This is a genomic window from Streptomyces sp. NPDC037083, from assembly GCF_055606485.1.
Genome location: NZ_JBVJSQ010000002.1, coordinates 337,612 through 356,737 on the forward strand (window position 1 = coordinate 337,612; position 19,126 = coordinate 356,737).

Below are 19,126 nucleotides of genomic sequence, written 5' to 3' on the forward strand. Positions count from 1 at the left end.
GTTCGCTCCTTCCCTCCCCCATCGTCGACCCGTGAAGAACGCCCACCTCATCGCCCCCTCCTGGCCTCCGCCCTGCTGCCGCCCCTCCCGCCGGCCCACGCCGCCCACGCCGCGTCCCGCTCCCCCGACGACGGGTGCACGGCGCGGGGCTGGGCGCCGACCGCCACCCTGATCGACGCCCGCGACCCCCACCGCCCCTACGTCGGCAACGGATACCTCGCCACCCGGGTCCCGCCCGGCGGCAGCGGATACGCGGCCACCGGCGAGAAGACCGGCTGGCCGCTGTCCACCCCGCGCTACGACGGCGCCTTCGTCTCCGGGCTCTACGCCCGCGGCCCCCAGAACACCGGCGGCCGTGACGCGCTCGCCGCCCTGCCCCACTGGACCGGGCTCGACGTGACGGCCGGCGGCGACACCTACGGCCCCGGCAGCCGGGTCGACCGGTACCGGCAGACGCTCTCGCTGCGCTGCGGCCTCCTGCGTACCGGCGTCACCTGGACCGCCTCCGACGGCCGCCGGACCTACCTCGCGTACGACGTCCTCGCCTCCCGCGACGACCCGCACACGGCGGCCGTACGACTGCGCGTCACCCCGCACTGGGACGGCCGGCTGACCCTCACCGACCGCATCGACGGCAGGGGCGCCCGCCGTGTCGCACCGACCGCGGCGGGGCCCGTCGACGCCCGCACGATCGGCGTGGCCTTCCGCACCGACGGCAGCGGGACGGAGGGCGCGGTCGCGTCCACGCTCGAGGCGCCGGGCGGACGACGCAGCCGACACACGGGTCCGACGGACTCGGTGCACGCGATCGACGCGGCCGCGATCGGCGAGCCGGGCTGCAGCGTGTACACCTTCCTGCGGCGCGCCTACCAGCCCTTCGCGCGGGGGCCGTTCGCGCTGTTCTCGGAGTCGCGCGGCGAGAAGGCGGGCGCCCGCCGACCCCCTCGCGGGCTCGCCCGCCCAGGACTTCCTCACCGGCAAGGGCGGCTTCCTGCAGGTCTTCACCCACGGCCTGACGGGGCTGCGGCTGCGCCCCGACGCCCTGCACCTCGGCCCGACGCTCCCACCCCAGCTCACGGACGGCGTGCGGCTGTCGGGGCTGCGGTGGCGCGGACGGGCGTACGACGTCGAGATCGGGCCGCGGACCACGACGGTCCGGCTGCGCTCGGGCGCGCCGATCCTCCTGGACACCCCCGAGGGCCGCTACACGCTCTCCGGCACGGTCACCCTCAAGAGCCGCCGTCCCGGCCTCGCCCCCACCCCCGGCCTGGCCCGCTGCCGGTCGGCGACGGCGACCTCGGCCGAGCCGGGGCTCTACCCGGAGGCGGCCGTGGACGGCAGCCCGGCCACCGTGTGGTCCCCCGCCGCCGAGCACGCCGCCCTCACCGTCGACCTGGGACGCGGGGTGGTCGTCGGCACGGTCCGGCCGGTGTGGCTCAGGCGTCCGGCGTCGGCCCGCGTCGAGGTCTCGGCGGACGGCCGGGCCTGGCGCCGGCCGGACGGCGGCGCTGCCCGGTACGTGCGGGTGAGCGTGCGCGGTGCGACGGCGGCACTGGCCGAACTGAGCGTACAGAGGTGACGCCCGGAAGGGTCCCGGTCCCGCCAACCCGGTTCCATGCGACGTTCGTTGCCCTACGGTGGGCCTATGGCGCTGCATCACCACAGTGACCGTCCGTGGCGGGTGAGGGTGGACGACGGGGAAGGCGCGCCCTGTGGTGCCGGGGTGCTGCTCGACGACCGGCATGTGCTCACCTGCGCGCATGTGGTCCGGTACGCCGGAGGGGCGCCCGAGGGGACCAGGTCCGCGTCCCGTGTGCGGATCAGCAGTGTGGCGTGCCGCCCGGAGTGGACGCGCACGGCACATGTGGTGCCCGGAACGTGGGTGCACGAGCACGGCACGCAGCGCGGCGACGTGGCGCTGCTCGAACTCGACGAGCCGGCCGACTGCGGCACCCGCACCACACTGTGGAAGTCGCCCATCTCGGGCGGCATGGTCCAGGTGTACGGCTTTCCCCACGACGAACCGTTCGGCATGGGGGCGGACGCGCGGCTGGCGGGATCGGGCCACCGGCAGGGCGAGTGGGGCCTGCTGAAGCGGATGCGCGAGGGCGACCCGTGGATCGAGCGGGGCTATTCGGGCGCCGGGGCGATGGCGGTGGGCGGCGAGTTCGACGGCCGCGTCATCGGCATCGTGGTGGCCGACTACGTCAACGGCGAAGCGAAGGCGGCCTGGATGCTGCCGACCGAGACGATCCTGACGTATCTGCCCCGGATCGAGGAGTTCACCGGCGGTGACCGCAATGACGAACTGGGGCCCGAGCACGGCGAGTTGCCGCCGGATGTGCTGGGCGACCCGCTGCGGCTCGCGCTGACGCAGGAGCTCACCCGGCTGCTGCACGGCGGCTGGTCCGGCGCCGTCGTGGTCGGCACCGGCGGCACGACCGCCGTGGGCGACTCCTGGCTGGTCCGTCTGGTGCGCACGGCCGATCCGGCGGCCCGGGCCACCGTCAGCGACGCCGAGCTCACCGGCGCCCCCGGGGACACCGTCCTCGGACTCGGCACCATCGACGCGGCCTACGACGCGCGCGGCAGATCGGTCGCCGACGTCTGCGGCTACCTGGCGCGCCGGTTCGGGCTCCCCGGCGGGGACCCCCACGAGGTGCGCTGGCAACTGCTGCGCCGCGTGCCGCCCGCCTGCCTGGTGGTGGGCGGCGTCGACCGGGCCCAGGACCCGCAGGCCCTCGTACGGGAGCTGCTGGGGCAGTTGGCCGCCCGCGCCCGGTCGCGCGGCGTCCGCCTCGTCCTCGGCTTCGAGGGCGCGCCGCCGGCCGGCCTCGCCTACGACGTGTCCCTCGACCCCGCACCGCTGCGCGGGGACGCCCCCCGGAGCGTGACCGCCGCCGAGGTCCACAAGGTCGTCGGACGGCTCGCGGCGGAGGAGGACGCCGCGTCCGCGCTGCAACAGGAGCGCGGCGCACGGTTCTTCGCCCCGCCCCGGCTGCCGCCCCGCGCCGCACCCCGGCTGCGGGTCCGGCTGGCCGTGGCCCGGGCGACGGAACCGAACCCCGAACTCGCCGCGATCCACGACCGGGCCGAGGACGCCCGCGCCGCGGTGGCCCGGTTCGATCACGACCTGCGCCGGATGATCGCGGCCCACGACGACCTCACCGCCCGACTGGAGCTGCACCGCGTCCGGGCCGCGCGCTACTTCGGCGCCGAGGACCGCCGCCTCGCCGAACGGCACGCCCCGGCCTTCCGCGCGCTGAAGACCGAGCCGATCGACCTCGGGGCCGCCCGCGCGCTCGTCAGGCGCTACATCGACGAGGTCGACCGACGGTTAGAGGAAAGGTGACGTGCGGGGATGAGCCGTCAGATGTGCAACCGCCCCACGTGCGGCCGCGGCATGATCGACGACCAGGGCTTCTGCGAGGTGTGCGACCAGCTGCCGCTGCCGCAGGACGAGGCCGTGCCGGCGGAGCGCGAGCCGAGACCCGAGCCGCCGGCGCGGGGCGGCGCGAGCGTCGGCGTGGCGCACGTACGCCCGGACCCCTGGTACGGCCTCGGTCTGGTCGACTCCGATCAGGCCCCGGAGTTGCCGCCGGCCCCGTCGGGCCCGGTCGCCGAGGAGCACCGCCACTGCCCCAACCCCGCCTGCAGGAAGCCGGTCGGCCGCGGCCACGACGGCGAACCGGGCCGGATCGCCGGGTTCTGCCCGATGTGCCAGACCCGCTACGACTTCGGCCGGCCCGACGGCTTCACCATCGCCGGCCGCTACGACGTCAGACGTGTCCTCGGCTCGGGGGCGTACGGCGCCGCCTACCTCGCCCACGACCGCAACCTCGCGACCGACGTCGTGCTCAAGGCGCTGCACAAGTCGGTCGCCAAGACCGCCCGGCACGAACGGGACGTCCTGGCCGGGCTCCGCCACGACAGCATCGTCCGCATCCTGGGCTACGAGCCCGAAGGGCCGTACCTCGTCCTGGAATACGTGCCGGGCGAGCCGCTCTCGGCCCGCGACGGCGACCGCCTGGAAACCCTCCTCGCGCACGGCGTCCGCGTCCTCCAGGCGCTCGACTACCTGCACGCCCGGAGCCTGTTGCACTGCGACGTCAAGCCGCTGAACATCATCCGCTTCCGGGAGGAGAGCGCGGCGGGCGCGCTGGACCGGGTGCGGCTCATCGACTTCGGCGCGGTGCGCAGCCACACGAAGGACACCGGGCCGGTCGTGGCGTACACGGAGGCGTACGCGCCGCTGAAGACGGATCCGGAGCATGTGCGTCCCACCCCCGGCTTCGACCTCTACGGGCTGGGCATGACCCTGCGCGAGGTGTGCCGGGCCCGCTGGACGGACCGCTCCGCACCGGGCGTCGACTCACTCCACCTGCTGCTGGACCGTGCCACGGACCCCGAGCGGCCGTGGCGGCGGTTCGTGTCGGCGCGGCAGTTCGCGGAGCAGCTCAGCGGCGTCATCCGGCAGGTCGTGGCGGCTCCGCCGACGCGTCGTCAGGTGGCGCGCCCCTCCGCCCTGTTCGGTTCGATGCCCGAGCCGCTGCACGGTGGGGTGGGCGCGGCCCGGCCCCTCGCGCACTGGGTGGCGGCCCAGCCGCACGAGACCGGGCTGCTGACGATGATGCCCGAACCGTTCTCCTCGCCCGAGCCCGGCGACATCGCGGCCGTCCTTCCGGCTCCCCTGTCCGATCCCGACGACCCGGGCGTCACGGGCTCGGCCGGCGGAGCGCTGGCCGAGAGCCGTCTCGCCCTGCGCAGAAGGGACGCCGCGGCGGCGGCGGGCCAGCTCGCGGCGGCGGGCCTGCCCGACTGGCACTGGCTGCCCGCCTGGTACTGCGGTCTGATCGCACTGGCCGCCGCACGACCGAAGCGGGCCGCCGTCGTGTTCGGCCAGGTGCGCAGGGCGCTTCCCGGCGAGCTGATACCGCCCCTCGCCCTCGGCCTGTGCGCGGAGCTGCGAGGGGACCGCGCGGTGGCGCGTTCGCACTACGGCATGGCCTTCGACACCACCCCGGCGCTCGGTGCGGCCGGCTTCGGCCTGGCCCGCGTCCTGCTGCGGGCCGGCGAGCGCGCCAAGGCGGTGGCCGTCGCCGAGCAGTTGGCCGAGGAGTTCCGCTACGAGCGCGAGGCGCGCGTGGCGGCCGTACGACTGCGCGTCATGGTCCTCTCCGAGCCGGGCCACCCCGCACCGACCGAGGACGACGTGGCCCTGGCCCGGGCGGCCCTGCCCGGCCTCGACGTGGACGAGGCGGCAGCCGCAGCGCTGCGTGCCGAGATCCAGTACGCGGAGTTCCTGCGCACCCGGGACCGGCTGAAGCTGTCCGACGCGATCCGCGCCCTCGGCCCGCACGCGCCGACCGAGCGCGAGTACGTGGCGCTGGTGGACCTCGCCAACCGGCTGCGGCCGGCGCTGAGATGGGGCTGGACGGGAAAGCGTGGCAGAACGGGTCATTCCCGTTTCGGAGCAACGCCCGGCAGGCTAAGCTCCTGACACGTTCCGTCGATGACGTGAACACGCTCCGTAGGGGAACACGCAGCGACACGATCGGGTGGTGCCGGTGGGGGACAGGTCGCCATTAGGGCTCAGCTTTGCCCTGGAAGTGGACGCACCCTCGGATCTGCCCTACGACGAGAGACGCGCGGACGCGCTGATCACCGTCACGGCGCAGTCCGCCACGGGCTCCGCCGCGCAGACTCCGAGTGCCGAGATCCTCATCATGGACCGCTCGTTGTCCATGACCGGCCACAAGCTGGACGAGGCGAAACGGGCGATGTGCGCGGCCATCGACACCCTGCGGGACGGCACCCTGTTGGGAATCGTCGCGGGCAACCACAACGCCGAGGTGATCTTTCCGGCGACGGGCGGCCTGGCCCGCGTCGACGCCCTCACCCGGGCGGACGCGAAGCTCCGTGTCGTCGGCCAGCTCCCGGAGGGCGGCACCGCGATCGGCCAGTGGCTGGCGCGCGCCCGCCGCCTCTTCGACTCGGTGGAGTCCCACGGCACGGTGCGCCACGCCGTGCTCTACACGGACGGCAAGGACGAGCACGAGACGCCCGAACAACTCGGCGAGATCCTCGCGACGTGCGCCGACCACTTCGTCTGCGACGCGCGGGGGCTGGGCGACGACTGGCACTACGCCGAGGTCCTCCGCGTCACCGAGGCCCTGCACGGCACCGCCGAGGCCGTGGTCACCATCTCCGACCTCACCGAGGACTTCACCCGCCTGATGCGCGAGGCCCAGCGGATCGTCGTACCCCGGGTGTACCTGGGCCTGCGCCTCAACCACCGTTTCCAGCTCGCCTTCGTACGGCAGACCCGGCCCGTCGAAGCCGAACTGACGGGGCGTCAACAACGGGAGGCCGAGACGCACATCCCTCTGGGCTCCTGGCCTCCGGAGAGCCGGCAGTACCAGATCTCCCTCCGCGTCGACCCCAACAGCCTGCCCGTCGACGAGATCCTGCGCGCCGCCCGCGTCACGCTGCACGCCGAGTTCCCCGACGGGACCCGGCGGCCCTGCTCCGAGACCGCGGCCGTGGTCGTGCGCCGCCGTTCGACGCCCGGCTTCGGCATCGCCCGCTCCCCCGACCTCACCCGCGTCGAGAACGAACGCGAACTCGGGATGGCCATGCGCGCCTGCGCCGACGCCCATCTGCGGGGGGACTTCGACCGCGCGGACCACGAACTGCGCCTCGCGATCGGCCTCGCGGAATCCCTGCGGGACACCACGCGCCTGCGGTTGCTGCGCGCGGTGGCGTCCGACGGCCCCGACGGCCGGCTGCGGGTGCGACCGGACGTCGCCCGGGGCCGGATCCTCGGCATCGGCGTCGACTCGACCAAGACCGCGAGACGACCGGCCGACCCGCACGATCTCCCGCCCCGGGACGCCGGGGCGCCGCACGTGTGCCCACGGTGCGCCACGACGTCGACGTCGCCCACGGCCAAGTTCTGTGAGGAGTGCGGGCATCGGTTCGGGGACACGGATGTGGCCGATGAGCCGATGGACGCGCTGTGACCGGGGCACGGCCGCGCGTCTCCCATCCGATCGTGGTGCTGCGCCGGCTCAGGGCGGGCGTGCTGTGCGTGGTCGCGGTGACGACGTTGCTGTCTCTGGTGGTGGCGAACCAGGCCGGAAAGCAGCTCGACGCCGCTCAGCGCACGGGGGCGGCCATCGAGCACATCGAGGACGCGCAGCGCGAGGCCGGGAGGGCGAAGCAGGCGCTCTACGACGTCGCCGGGATCGAGGAACCCGGGAGGTCCACGGGTTCCGCCGGTTCCGGGACACCGCAGGCCACCGAGGCCACCGACGCGATCGCCCTGACCGGCACCGGCGCCGACTTCGCCAACGCCACCGCCCGCATGAGCTCCCTCCTCACCTCGGCCGCGGAGGGCAACGGAGCCGGGCAGGAGGGGCTGAACCACATCCAGTTCGTCCAGGGCCAGTTGGCCACGACCGTGCAGATGGCGAACACGGCGGTGCTCGACGGGGCGCCGGCCCTGAAGAAGGTCGCCGCCGCACTGGACGACGAGCAGCAGAAGGACAGCGAGGACGAAATCGTCCGCTTCACCGGCGGCCTCGGGCATTCGCTGGAGGACCTCAAGAAGATCGAGGAGGATGCCCAGGCTGCCCAGCTCGGGTCGGACTGGCGCGATCCCGACCTCCTGTGGCCCCTGTTCATGGGCCCTCTGGCGGTCATGCTGCTGCTGGTCTGCGCCACCGGCCGCATCGTCGCCCGGGACTTCCGCCGGTACCCCAGCCCGGCGCTCGTCCTGGCCTTGGCGGCCACCGCGTCGATCGGGGTCTCGATGTACAGGACCACCACGTCGACCGGAGTCACCGGGCACCAGAGCACCCCCCTCACCATGGCGATCGCGCTGCCCGTGCTCGCCGCCGCCGGTGCGCTCGCGTATCTGGCCTACCGTCCCCGCCTCGCCGAATACAGGTTCCCTCGCTCATGAGACGACTTCCGGCCCCCCTCCTTCGCTGCGCCCTGGTCCTCGGGCTGCTCCTGGCGCCGGTCGCGTGCGCCGGTCCGGGGAAGGAGACGGTGACGATCATGGTTCCCTGGTCCGACGACGAGTTCAAGGCGTTCTACGCGATCGTCGAGGCCTTCGAGGACGAGTACCCCGACATCGACGTCAGACCACAGGTCACCCGCGCCCTGACCCAGCAGCTCGACGCCGCGGTGGCCGCGGACGCCAAGCCCGACCTGGCGGTGCTGCCCAGCGTGGGAGCGATCGCCAAGTACCGGGAGGAAGGGGCGCTCCAGAAGCTCGACGTCGATACGAGCGCGTACGTGCAGCCGTTCCGCGGGCTCGGCATGCATGGCAAGGGGAACGTCTACGCCGTCCCCGTCAAGGCCGACGTCAAGAGCCTCATCTGGTACGACACCAAAGGCCCCGTCAAGAATCCGCCGGCGGACTGGGCCGATCTCCGCTCCCGCCACTACAAGTGGTGTCTGGGGCTGGAGTCCGGCCCGACCTCCGGCTGGCCGGGCGCCGACTGGATAGCGGACATCCTGCTCTCCGAGAAGGGCGCCGCCGCGTACACCGACTGGGCCACGGGGAACGTGGGGCAAAAATCGGGGGCCGTGGGCACGGAGTGGGAGAAGGGACCCGTCCACGACGCGTGGAACGCGTGGGGGGACCTCGTCGGGGGCGTTCTCAAGCCCGCGACCACGGTCGACTACAAGGGCGCCGCCGAGGAGATGCCCGCGGGCTGTTCCCTGGGGCACGGCGCCCTGTCCGCGATGTCCTTCAGGGCGAACGAGGTGAAGAAGGGCAGGTACAGGCACGTCCCGCCCTCTGGTAAACCCCTGCAGGTCTCGGCGGACTTCGTCGGACAGTTCACCGGGAACAAGAGCGCCGGCACGTTCATCGAGTACCTGGCGAAGACGTCCACCCAGCAGGCCTGGGTGGACGGACCCGGCTTCGCGCTCTCCGCCAACAGCGGGGTGAAGAAGTACGCCAACGCGACTCAGGGCGAGATCGCCGGGATGCTCCACTCGTCGTACACGCTCTGCTTCAGCGCCGCCGACGCGATGGACCCCGACGTGTCCGCCGCCTACTACCGAGCGGTCCTGGAGTACGCGAACGGCGAAGCGGCCGGGCCGCTGCTGAAGGCACTCGACAAGATCCAGAACAAACTCGGCTACACCGACCCCAAGTCGTTGCCCACTCCGCTCTGCAGCACCCCCTGAACCACCCCCGAGCCGTCCCGGACCCCTTCAGGAGCCCGCAAATGCCGGACGCCGTCCAGTTCACCCTCGACGACGGCACCGTCGTCCTCGTGGCCCCACCCGCCCGCACCGGCACCGGAGCCGTGGGCCTGGGCACCCGTCTCGAAAGCGCGGGAACGACCCTCCGCGCGGCGCTGACGCCGATCACCTCCGCCGCCTCCGAGGTGATCGGCCAGTTCCGCAGCGCCGCCGAACGGCCCGACGAGGTGGAGGTCACCTTCGGCGTCGTCCTGGACGCCAAACTCGGCGCCGTCCTCTCGAGCGCCGGCGCCAGCACCCACCTCGAGGTCACCCTCCGCTGGAGCGGCACGGCCCCGCCCCCGCCGGACTCCGGCCCTAGTTGAGCTGTTCCGTCTTGCTGGCGACCAGCAGGCCGGCCTCGAAGCCCTCGATGCGGGCCGAGTGGGCGGCCGCCGAGACGGGCACCGTCACATCGGCCTGTCCATCGGTGAGATCGACCGAGGCGCACGGCCGCTGGTCGACGTAGACGTCCACGCGGTCGACGTTCTTCGTCTTCACCTTGAGCTTCAGGGAGCCGTTGACCGAAGTGGCGTCCATGACGGACACCGCGTGCGGCGGGCGGGCCTTGAGGAGCCGGCCTGCCCGGTCGAAGAGGTCGGCGTTGTCCTCGAGGAGATCCCGGCGGGTCATGCGATGCGACTCGTCGGGGATGACGCCCAGGTCCTCCACGGGGGTGCCGGACAGGGCGCCGACCCGGAGGGTGCGACGGATGGCCACGCGCATGCCGGCGCCCTTCGGCAGGGGCGCGTACGGGGTGCCCGGGTCGCCCTGGAGGAGCTGGGAGAGAAGCGTGTGGGTCCACACGTTGGCCCCGCCGGCGCCGGTGTTCTCGTCGGTGCCGAGCACCGGGCCGATCCCGTGGTCCTGGAACCCGGCGGCGAAAATGTCCGTTGCCGAGTAGCAGCGGGCGTTGGTGATGAGCACCACGGGCCCGAAGTACTGCTGCCCGATGGCGTTGGCGCCGTCCTCGGGGGTCAGCGGGAAGGCGCTGGAGAAGGTGGCGCCGATCTCGATGGCCTGCTCCATCGAGGGGACCCAGGCGCCCAGGTCGATGCCCGACGCGGCACCCCGGTGCTTCCGGCAGATACGCAGGTTGAGCGGGGTGTTGACGAACTGCATCGGCTCGGGGGCGATACGGCGGGGCGTGAGGACCTGCAGGGCGAACTCGGCGGCGTGGATGTGACCGCCGCCGTTGTCCCGGACGTCCACGATGAGCCCGTCCGACGGCAGGAGCCCGAGGAGGCGGACGAACTCCTGGACGAAGGCCGCCGGGTCGTCCACGCTGAACGTGAAGATGCGGATGTGGCCGAACCGCCCGGACGACGTCTCCACCTGCTGGGCCTTGAACACCTTCGGCATCGTCGTGGCGATCTCGCCCCGGCGCAGCCCGGGCGCCGGTTCGTCGGCCCGGACGGCTTGTTCCTGGGCGACGACCCGGGGGGCGAACAGCAGCACCTTGGCCCGGCTCGCCTCGTCCGCGTCGAGGTCCAGCCCCTGGGTGAGGGCCGCGGTGCCGATGGCGTCCGCGTCCACCATGGGCGGCAGGTTCTCCACGATCCGCCAGTTCTCGCGCAGCTCGCGCCGCGTGCCGCCGTCATCGATGTAGCTCACGGTCACCCACTCCTCGAAGGGAGGCAGGTGGATGCGCAGCGGCCGTACGGTCAGCGACTGGACGCCCCGGCTGTGCCGGGCAGGGGCGTTGCTGCCGGCGAACCGGGCCGCGTTCAGGTCGACGGCCGACGAGATGGGGATGCCGCTCCAGTGGGTGATCTCGACACCGGGCCGGAAGCCGGGTGCCGTAAAGCCCTCGGCCACGTGAGTGACCAGGAAGTGGGCGCCCTGCTCGTCCGTGTACTGCTCGACGAGGAACGGCAGGAAGGCGATCCTGCCCGCGAAAGGGTCGGGGAGCAGGTAGTTCGTGTGGAGGTCTCTGACCGAGTGGAAGATCTCCGAGACCTCGGCGTGGAAGAGCCACTCGGCAGGCATGGTCTGCCGGGTCTGCCGCTCCAGACGCCGGCGCAGCACCCGCAGGCGCTGGACCGGGTTCACGGCGTGCATCGCGGTCTTGAGGGGCAGGTGGACGTAGTTCTGCTCCAGCAGTACGAGTGCCTGGTCGACGATGAGGCGGCGTTCGTCCAGGGTCAGCGTGCCCGCGTTCGTGAGGAAGCTGCTCAGCGGGGTGGAGGTGGCCAGGTGGGCGCGGACCGGTTCCGCGGCCTGCTGGATGAACATGGGTGTCGCGTCGTCGGCCAGGTCCGTCATGGTGTTCCTCGCGGTCGGAGCCAGGGGCTCCCAACGTCGGGCCGCCGACGACGCGGGTCACGGTCGTACACGACGTCTTCACCTGTTCGGACGCCGAAAGTGCCTCGGACGGGGGAGCCCCAGGCCGCTGACCAGCCGTCAGCGGCCTGGGGGCCTCAACCGTCAGGACTCGGGTGACGGTTGGGAACGGATCACGCCGGTACCAGCTGCCACTGCTGGTTGGCGCCTCCGCCTGCCGTGTACTGCACGATCTTCGCGCCGTCGGTGGCGTCCCAGTTGTAGTCGTCGGCCGCCAGCCCGCTGTCGTGGCTGACGATGGCGAAGTACCCCTCGGCGTTGGGCCGCAGGTACCACTGCTGGTTGGTGCCGCCGCTGGACGCCCACTGCTGGAGCTGGAGCCCGACGGTCGAGGAGTAGCCGTCGACGTCGAGTGCCTTGCCGCTGCTGACGTAGTTCAGCGTGTACGCGCCCCCGGGGGCGGTGTTGATGGTCCAGGCGGCGCCGTCCGACTTCTGGACGACCTTCGCACCGTTCTGGGTCACGTCACCGGTGACGGCGAGCGCCTTGCCGCTGTTGCGGTTGATGATGCGGTAGTTCGTGCCCGCCACCGGTTGGCCGGCGATCTCGAAGCGGTCGACGATGGCCCAGTCGTGCGTCGCCGCGGCCCGCTGGGTGCCGGTGACGCGCACGCGGATGGTGTGCCTGCCGGAGGAGAGCCGGGGGCTGGTCCACACCGGGACGTCGCCGGCGCGCGCCGTCGAGTACAGGTCGACCAGCGCCTCGGCCCCGCCGTCCACGGAGACGCCCACCATGCCGTGGCTCGGCGCGGTCACGGCGTGCAGCGTGATGCCGGTACCGACGAAGTCGAGCGTCGCGGTGTCGCCCGTGGTGTCACTGTAGGAGTTCGTCCCGGCGTACGGGCCGCTCTCACCGCTCGCGTGACCCCAACTGCCGCTGTAGGTCACCGCGGTGGCGGCGTCGTCCACGTCGGTCGCCGCGTTGCCCAGGTTGAGGTACTCGACCGAGTCGGTGAACGTGGTGCTGCCCGACTTCATGGTCGACAGCACCAGGTACACGCGGGAGCCGCCGGCCGGCGCCGTGAACGAGACCGGCCGGGTGACCCGGGAGCCGAGCGGGATGGTGAGGGACTCGTTTCCGGACGCGATGACCGTGCCGTCGGGCCGGTCGAGCCGTACCGTCCAGTTGAAACCGACGGAGGTACCGCTGAGGTCGTCGTTGAAGACGGTGATGTTCCGGTTGACGGTGCTGTTGTGGGAGTAGGTGTCCACCTTGTCCGGGAGCGGGAAGGTGCCGTTCTGGTCCGACTGGCCGGAGGCCGACCAGTAGGGCAGGTCGACGGCGGCGATAGGGTTGAACGCGGCCTGGATCCGCTGGATCTGCGGGTTGCTCCACGGGGCGGACAGGTTGTCCTCACCGTAGACGGGGTGACCGCCCTCTTCGGGGACGAAGTCGGTGCTCTTCACACCGGGCACGAGGCTCGCCCAGCCGGACAGCAGGGTGTAGGGGCGCAGGTCGCTGGCGTCCTTGGCGCGCTTGGCGACCGTCGTGGTGGCGAACCACTCGAAGCCCTGCTTGGTGTTGGACTTGTCCCAGACGTACTCACCCTCGCCGTCGGGCCGGCCGGCCAGGTCGGCGCGCGCCTCGCCGTACTTGCCGATGCCGTCGATGTAGTGCGAGAAGACGGCGAAGTTGCCGTTCAGCATGTTGGGGTACGGGTTGGTGTTCCAGGCGGTGTCGACGCTGATCGGCCGGGTGCCGTCGTTGCCGTTCATCGCCGCGTACAGGTCCTTCTCGAACGACTCGGAGTCGAAGCGGCTGATGTCGTTCTCGTTGCTCTGGCTCCAGCGGATGATCGCGGGGTGGTTGCGGTCGCGCAGGGTCAGCGCCTTGGCGTGGTCGACCATGTTGTCGTGCCCGACGACGAAGTCCTGGCAGCTGCACGTGCCGCGGATGGCGGTCTCGTCGATGACCATCAGGCCCATCTCGTCGGCCACGTCGAGCATGTACGGGCTGCCCGGCTCCTGGTGGATGCGGACCACGTTGTAGTTGAGCCGCTGGTAGTTGTCGACCGCCTGCGGCCAGCCGCCGTTGCCGCTGGACGGCGGGAGGAAGCCGGGCAGCGTGTCATAGGCGTCGCCCTTGCCGCCGTTGTCGATCCGGTCGTAGTCCGCGCCCTGCAGGCTGTCACCGCGCAGGTTCACGCGTACGCCGTTGAGGTAGTAGTACTCGCCGTTCTGGGTGGTCTCCCGGAACCCGAACCGGTAGGCGGCGTCGCTGGTGCGGCCGTCGTCGGTGGAGGCGTGCACCGACAGCTTGTGCAACTGGGCCCGGTACCCGGCACGGTAGGGCACGTTCGGCCACCAGTACGAGGCGGAGCCGAGGTTCCACGCCACGGGTCCGACCGTCACCTTGGCGGTCGAGTGGGCGGCCACGGTGACCGTACGGCTGGGCAGCGACGGGTAGGTGAACGACGCACCGCTGTCCGAGGCGAGCGCGCCGGTCAGCGTCACCGACCGCGAGCTGCCGGAGGTGTTCGTCACGGACACGTCGTAGGTGAGGGTCTGGTTGGCGACGGAGGTGCGGACGAAGGTGTCGCTGACGTACACCGCCGGGTACACGCGCATGAACGCCGAGCGGTAGATGCCCTGGGGGATCGCCTCGGACCAGTTGGCGGCGTCGGGAACCAGGGTCTGCTCTCCACTCGCGTTCTTCAGGGCGTAGCGGCCCTTGACGTTCACGCTGATCGTGTGGGTGGTGCCGGGGGCGGCGAAGGCGGATATGTCGAAGTTCGACGGCGTGAAGGAGGTGGTCTGGGTGCCGACCACCCGCCCGTCCACCGACAGCGTGGCCTCGTGGTTCACCGCGCCGAACTCGATCCACACCGACTGCGGCTGACCCGTGTTCGGCACGGTCACGGTGCGCGAGTACGTCGCCTCGTTGACGTCGGTGAAGCCCTGCTTGTACCAGCCGCCGCCGGGCACGTTGATCGACGTCGCGGCGCGGCCCTTCGGCGTGAAGCCCCACGTTCCGGCCAGGTCGACCGACCTGATGGCGGCGTTGCCCGCGGTGAACCCGTTGATGTCCGACACCGCCGTGGCGGACGCCTCCACCGGCGCGGCGGTCGCCGGCGGCGGCGCCGCCAGGACCGCGGCGAACAGCGCCGAGACGGCCACGGACAACTGCGCGAAGCGTCTGCGGTGTGGCGGACTGTGCTGGTGCATGAATACCTCTCGGTGTGCGGATCCGTAACGATGTGAGCGCTCACATCCACCGGCCCCGGAATGCTCTGGTGATCACTGCCGGGTGGCGCATGCGATCGACTGACTGCTGGCTGTCGCTCGAGCCCGTCTCGGTGGGGTCGTCGAGCAGCGCTCGTGCTCGAGGACCGGTGACGGCGGCTCCCGGTACGCCGGCCCGGCACGGAGCTACGGCGTGTCCGCCCGGGCAACAGGAACCCGAGGCCCGACTCGCGGGGGGCGGTCGCCGAGGACACGGCGCTGCGGTTCGTGATCGGAGTGGGGGTCCGTGCCGACCGCGGGTACGAGCGTGGCCGCCGCCGTCACGACGAGAGGTGACTCGCCGTCAGCACGCAGGCGGCTGCCGCGCCGACGACAGCGCATGACCGGCACCGCGGGTCCTTCGAGGACCTGATGGCCGCCGTGGCCTGTACCGGTCATCGCGGCCGGCGCCCTCGACCGCTGAGGCCGTGTCGATCACTGAAGGACATGCGAGCCCCCGTCTTGAGCGTCAAGGAGATGTCCGGCCCGTAACGACCGTCTGGAACATCGGACGTATGTATAGGGTTCCACGGAAGCGTTGTCCATACTTCACACAGAAGAGACGCTCGAGAAGCGCTACTACCTGTGGTTACAGTGAACTTGAACCTGACCAGTGACGACGCCGTCACTCCGCGTCTTCCCTAGCCATGGGATGTATTGCTAGGCTGCCGCCGCCTGAGCACTGAGCACTGAGCAGGAAGTTGCGAAGCACGTCTACTGAGCGGCAAGGAGAAGTCACGGTGCCGGTCGCCCGGCGGGTGCCGGAGATACCCGTGTCTCGCAGCAGAGCTGTACGGGCAAGGACGACCGACCATTCCGACGTCAGCGCGGCTGAGCCCTGTCTCGGGCCACACGTCCCGGCGGACGAGCAGCCGCACTCAGCGAAGGGGACGTTCAGATGACGGCCATGCGTACGGCACGCGGGGTCCCGCGGTGGGGACGCGGGAGGCGAACGCTGTTACTCACCGCGGTGACCGCCCTGATGGCAGCGCTCCTGACCGGGTTGGGCGCCGCCGGTACGGCGCAGGCGGCCACCGTTGATCCGAACGCGTGGTACGTGCTGGTCAACCGTGGCAGCGGCAAGGCGCTCGACGTGTACGGCTCGGACACCGGCGATCGCGCACGCGTCACGCAGTGGACCCGCCAGGACAGCGCCAACCAGCGGTTCCAGTTCGTCGACTCGGGCGGCGGCTACTACCGGCTGAAGGCGCAGCACTCCGGCAAGGTGCTGGACGTCTACGGCTACTCCACCGCCGACGGGGCGGACCTCGTGCAGTGGAGTGACCTCAACGGCGCCAACCAGCAGTTCCGGCTGGCCGACTCGCCGGACGGCTACGTCCGGCTGATCAACCGCAACAGCGGCAAGGCCGTCGAGGTGCAGGGCGGCTCCACCGCGGACGGCGCCAAGGTCGTGCAGTACGCCGACTGGGGCGGGAACAACCAGCAATGGCAACTCGTCCCCGTCGGGGGCGTCGCGTCCCTGCCGTCGACGTTCCGGTGGAGCTCCAGCGGCGTGCTGGCCGGGCCGAAGCCGAACGCGAGGCACAACACCGTGGCGATCAAGGACTTCTCGGTCGTCAACCACAACAACCAGTGGTTGGTCTACGCCTCGGCCGTGGGCCCGGACTTCGGCTACGGGCTGGAGTTCTTCAAGTTCTCCGACTGGTCGCAGGCCGCGTCCGCCCCGCAGACGTACCTGGACGAGGTGTCCCCGATGGGACCGGGCTACCGGGCCGCACCGCAGGTGTTCTACTTCGCGCCGCAGAATTTGTGGTACATGGTCTACCAGACCGGCCCGCCGACGTACTCGACGAGCACCGACCCCAGCAATCCGGCGTCGTGGTCGGCGCCGCGGACCTTCATGGCCACCGAGCCGCCGATCGTGCAGCAGTACGGCCACGGGTGGCTCGACTTCTGGGTCATCTGCGACTCGGCCAACTGCTACCTGTTCTCCGAGAACGACAACGGGCAGCTCTTCCGGTCCCGGACCAGTCTGGCGAACTTCCCCAACGGCTTCGGCGACACCGTCGTCGCACTGTCGGACTCCAACCCGGCCAACCTGTTCGAGGCGTCCAACGTGTACAAGGTCGCCGGCACCGACCAGTACCTGCTGATCGTCGAGGCCATCGGGGCCCACCGCTACTTCCGGGCCTGGACCTCCACCAGCCTCACCGGAACCTGGACCCCGCTGGCCTCCAGCGAGTCCCAGCCGTTCGCCGGCCTCGCCAACACCTCCTTCACCGGCACACCCTGGACGAAGGACATCAGCCACGGAGAGATGGTCCGCGCCGGCAACGACCAGACCCTGACCATCGACCCCTGTCACATGCGGTACGTCTACCAGGGCGTGGACCCCGACTCCACCGACACGGACTACAACTCGATCCCATGGCGGATGGGCCTGCTCACCCAGACCAACTCGACCTGCTGAAGGACGCCCACCCGGCATCGATGATCCGCGCGGCCGACCTCGGGCAGAAGGCCACGGAGCCGCCCTTCCGCCCGAGGTCCCCCTGCTCCGTGTACCGGGACGCAAGGACACGCGAGGACTCCGGCGCGGCGCCGAGGCAGGTCATGAGGGCGTCGCCGAGGGCGGGGTCGTCGACGGGTGGCGAACTGGTCACCGGCGACGTCGTCGGCTTCCTCCTCGCCTCCGACGATGGGTTCGGTGGTCTTCAGCCGACCGGCCCTCGGACAGCCCAGGAACGCGGCGTCCCGGACGGGGACGGCCGGGTCAGCGGGAAGGAAGCGGTCATGGAGCCGGTCGAGATCGAGGCGAAGACCCTGATCCAGAAGTCGAAAGCCCCGTCGAACGACTACGTCATCAGCCCCTGCACCGGCTGCGTGCTGGGCTGCTCCTACTGCTTCGCCGGCTTCGCCGGGCGGCAGTTCGGTCGGGCGGTGACGGAGTGGGGCGACTACCTGTACGTGAAGAAGAACGCGGTCGCGCTCGCGCGCAAGGAGCTGGCGAAGATGCCGGAGGACAAGCGGCGGGGCACGATGCTGCTCAGTTCGGTCACCGACCCCTACAAGGGCCACGAGACGAAGTACCGGCTCACCCGCGGCAGGGGCTTCCGTTGCCCGCGTCCGGCGGGTTGGCCGGAGGCGGCGCGGGTCTCATCGGCCAGTACCCCCTACGCCCGCCGGCGCCCCTACGCCCGTCAGTGCCGAAGAAGACAGCCGGACGCGTCGGTGAAACGTCTCGCTCCTAAGCGACCGTGAGCACGATCTTGCCCTGGATGTGCCCTCGGGCGGCGCGTTCATGCGCGGCTCGGGCATCCGCGAGCGCGAACGTGCTGTCGATCGCGACGCGGACCGTGCCCGCGTCGAGCAGCCGTCCCAGTTCAGCGAGCTGCGCGCCGTTCGACCGGACCTGGGCGCTGGAGACCGTGACGCCCAGCTTCGCGGTCTCTTCTTCGTCGAAGTCCCCGGGGAGCACGGGGAACTGGGAGCCGCCACGCTTGAGCGTACCCAGGAAGCTCCTGCTGTCGGGGCCGCCGACGGTGTCGAGAACGAGGTCGACGTCGTGCACGAGTTCCTCAGGACGGCTCTTGGTGTAGTCGATGAACTCGTCGGCGCCGAGTTCACTCAGGAACGATTCATGCGCGCCCGATGCCACCGCGATGACACGTGCGCCCTTCCATTTCGCCAGCTGTACCGCGAAGTGCCCGACGCCGCCCGCGGCGCCGTTGATGAGCACTGTCGTGCCTGCGTCGAGTGCCGTCGGGCGATGCCGTGCCTCCTGAAAGGGCGAGGGATGATCGTGTCCGACCTCGATCAGGAACTGCCACGCGGTGAGCCCGGCCATGGGCGCCCCGGCGGCGTGCACGTGGTCGATGCCGGCCGGCTTGCGCGCGAGGTCCGACGCGGGCGCGGCCACGTACTCGGCATACGCACTGCCGTCGAAGCCGGGGAAGCGAAGGAGCCCGAAGACTTCATCACCTACGGCGAGGCCGTCCACGTCCGCGGCCACGGCCTCGACGACGCCCGACACGTCCGTCCCCGGAATCACCGGCAGGGTGACCGTCGATTCCGTCTCCCCGGGCATCCTGGTCAGCCCCTCGCGCAGGTACCGGTCCGGAGGATTGACGCCGACCGCATGAACGCGAACGAGCACCTCACCCGGCCCCGGCACGGGAATCGGCACCTCGTCGTAACGCAGGACCTCGGGGCCGCCGTGCTCATGGAGCCGGATGGCCCTCATCGTGTGTGTCGGCATCATTCTCTCCTGCCCGCGCTGCGGGATAGGCTTATCCGGATCAGCGATCCACATAACCGGATCACTGATCCGAATATAT

11 protein-coding genes and 1 pseudogene are annotated in these 19,126 nt (G+C 71.3%); 9 read left to right on the forward strand and 3 right to left on the reverse strand.

Annotation, left to right across the window (positions count from 1 at the left end; genetic code table 11):
- The first annotated feature begins 60 nt into the window (after positions 1-60).
- From ACZ7DE_RS06330 to ACZ7DE_RS06360, 7 genes and pseudogenes are all read left to right on the forward strand, one after another.
- Positions 61-1,579 (forward strand): annotated as a pseudogene (locus ACZ7DE_RS06330) (glycosyl hydrolase family 65 domain-containing protein).
- A 66-nt stretch (positions 1,580-1,645) separates the two neighbouring features.
- Positions 1,646-3,352, forward strand: coding sequence for a trypsin-like peptidase domain-containing protein (locus ACZ7DE_RS06335; protein WP_470758567.1), 1,707 nt, complete (start codon positions 1,646-1,648; stop codon positions 3,350-3,352).
- Positions 3,353-3,361: 9 nt separating this feature from the next.
- Positions 3,362-5,500 (forward strand): tetratricopeptide repeat protein, encoded by a 2,139-nt coding sequence (locus ACZ7DE_RS06340; RefSeq protein WP_470758568.1) that lies wholly within the window; start codon positions 3,362-3,364, stop codon positions 5,498-5,500.
- Between the two features lie 109 nt (positions 5,501-5,609).
- Positions 5,610-7,022: a vWA domain-containing protein gene (locus tag ACZ7DE_RS06345; protein WP_470758569.1), complete on the forward strand. Its 1,413-nt coding sequence runs from the start codon at positions 5,610-5,612 to the stop codon at positions 7,020-7,022.
- Positions 7,019-7,966: a hypothetical protein gene (locus ACZ7DE_RS06350; RefSeq protein WP_470758570.1), complete on the forward strand. Its 948-nt coding sequence runs from the start codon at positions 7,019-7,021 to the stop codon at positions 7,964-7,966. Before ACZ7DE_RS06345 ends, ACZ7DE_RS06350 begins: the two co-directional genes overlap by 4 nt.
- Complete coding sequence (locus tag ACZ7DE_RS06355) at positions 7,963-9,207, forward strand: extracellular solute-binding protein (RefSeq protein WP_470758571.1); 1,245 nt, start codon at positions 7,963-7,965, stop codon at positions 9,205-9,207. Before ACZ7DE_RS06350 ends, ACZ7DE_RS06355 begins: the two co-directional genes overlap by 4 nt.
- A 41-nt stretch (positions 9,208-9,248) precedes the next feature.
- Positions 9,249-9,590, forward strand: a complete 342-nt coding sequence (locus tag ACZ7DE_RS06360; RefSeq protein ID WP_470758572.1) for a CU044_2847 family protein — start codon at positions 9,249-9,251, stop codon at positions 9,588-9,590.
- On the opposite strand, the gene ACZ7DE_RS06365 is transcribed toward ACZ7DE_RS06360, so the two are convergent.
- Together ACZ7DE_RS06365 and ACZ7DE_RS06370 are read right to left on the reverse strand one after the other, a co-directional pair.
- Positions 9,583-11,529: a S41 family peptidase gene (locus tag ACZ7DE_RS06365; RefSeq protein WP_470758573.1), complete on the reverse strand. Its 1,947-nt coding sequence runs from the start codon at positions 11,527-11,529 to the stop codon at positions 9,583-9,585. The two genes, ACZ7DE_RS06360 and ACZ7DE_RS06365, sit on opposite strands and share 8 nt — an antisense overlap.
- A gap of 191 nt (positions 11,530-11,720) precedes the next feature.
- A complete protein-coding gene (locus ACZ7DE_RS06370; protein ID WP_470758574.1) occupies positions 11,721-14,771 on the reverse strand; it encodes an RICIN domain-containing protein in 3,051 nt (1,016 codons plus the stop codon).
- Positions 14,772-15,810: 1,039 nt separating this feature from the next.
- Between ACZ7DE_RS06370 and ACZ7DE_RS06375 the strand changes: the two genes are divergently transcribed.
- Together ACZ7DE_RS06375 and ACZ7DE_RS06380 are read left to right on the forward strand one after the other, a co-directional pair.
- Positions 15,811-17,259: a non-reducing end alpha-L-arabinofuranosidase family hydrolase gene (locus ACZ7DE_RS06375; protein ID WP_470758575.1), complete on the forward strand. Its 1,449-nt coding sequence runs from the start codon at positions 15,811-15,813 to the stop codon at positions 17,257-17,259.
- Complete coding sequence (locus ACZ7DE_RS06380; protein ID WP_470758576.1) at positions 17,217-18,050, forward strand: hypothetical protein; 834 nt, start codon at positions 17,217-17,219, stop codon at positions 18,048-18,050. The genes ACZ7DE_RS06375 and ACZ7DE_RS06380 overlap by 43 nt, the downstream gene beginning before the upstream one ends.
- Here ACZ7DE_RS06380 and ACZ7DE_RS06385 read toward each other — a convergent pair.
- Positions 18,037-19,047 carry an NADP-dependent oxidoreductase gene (locus ACZ7DE_RS06385; RefSeq protein ID WP_470758984.1) on the reverse strand — a complete coding sequence of 337 codons (1,011 nt, stop codon included), beginning with the start codon at positions 19,045-19,047 and terminating at the stop codon, positions 18,037-18,039. The genes ACZ7DE_RS06380 and ACZ7DE_RS06385 overlap by 14 nt on opposite strands.
- Positions 19,048-19,126 lie beyond the last annotated feature (79 nt).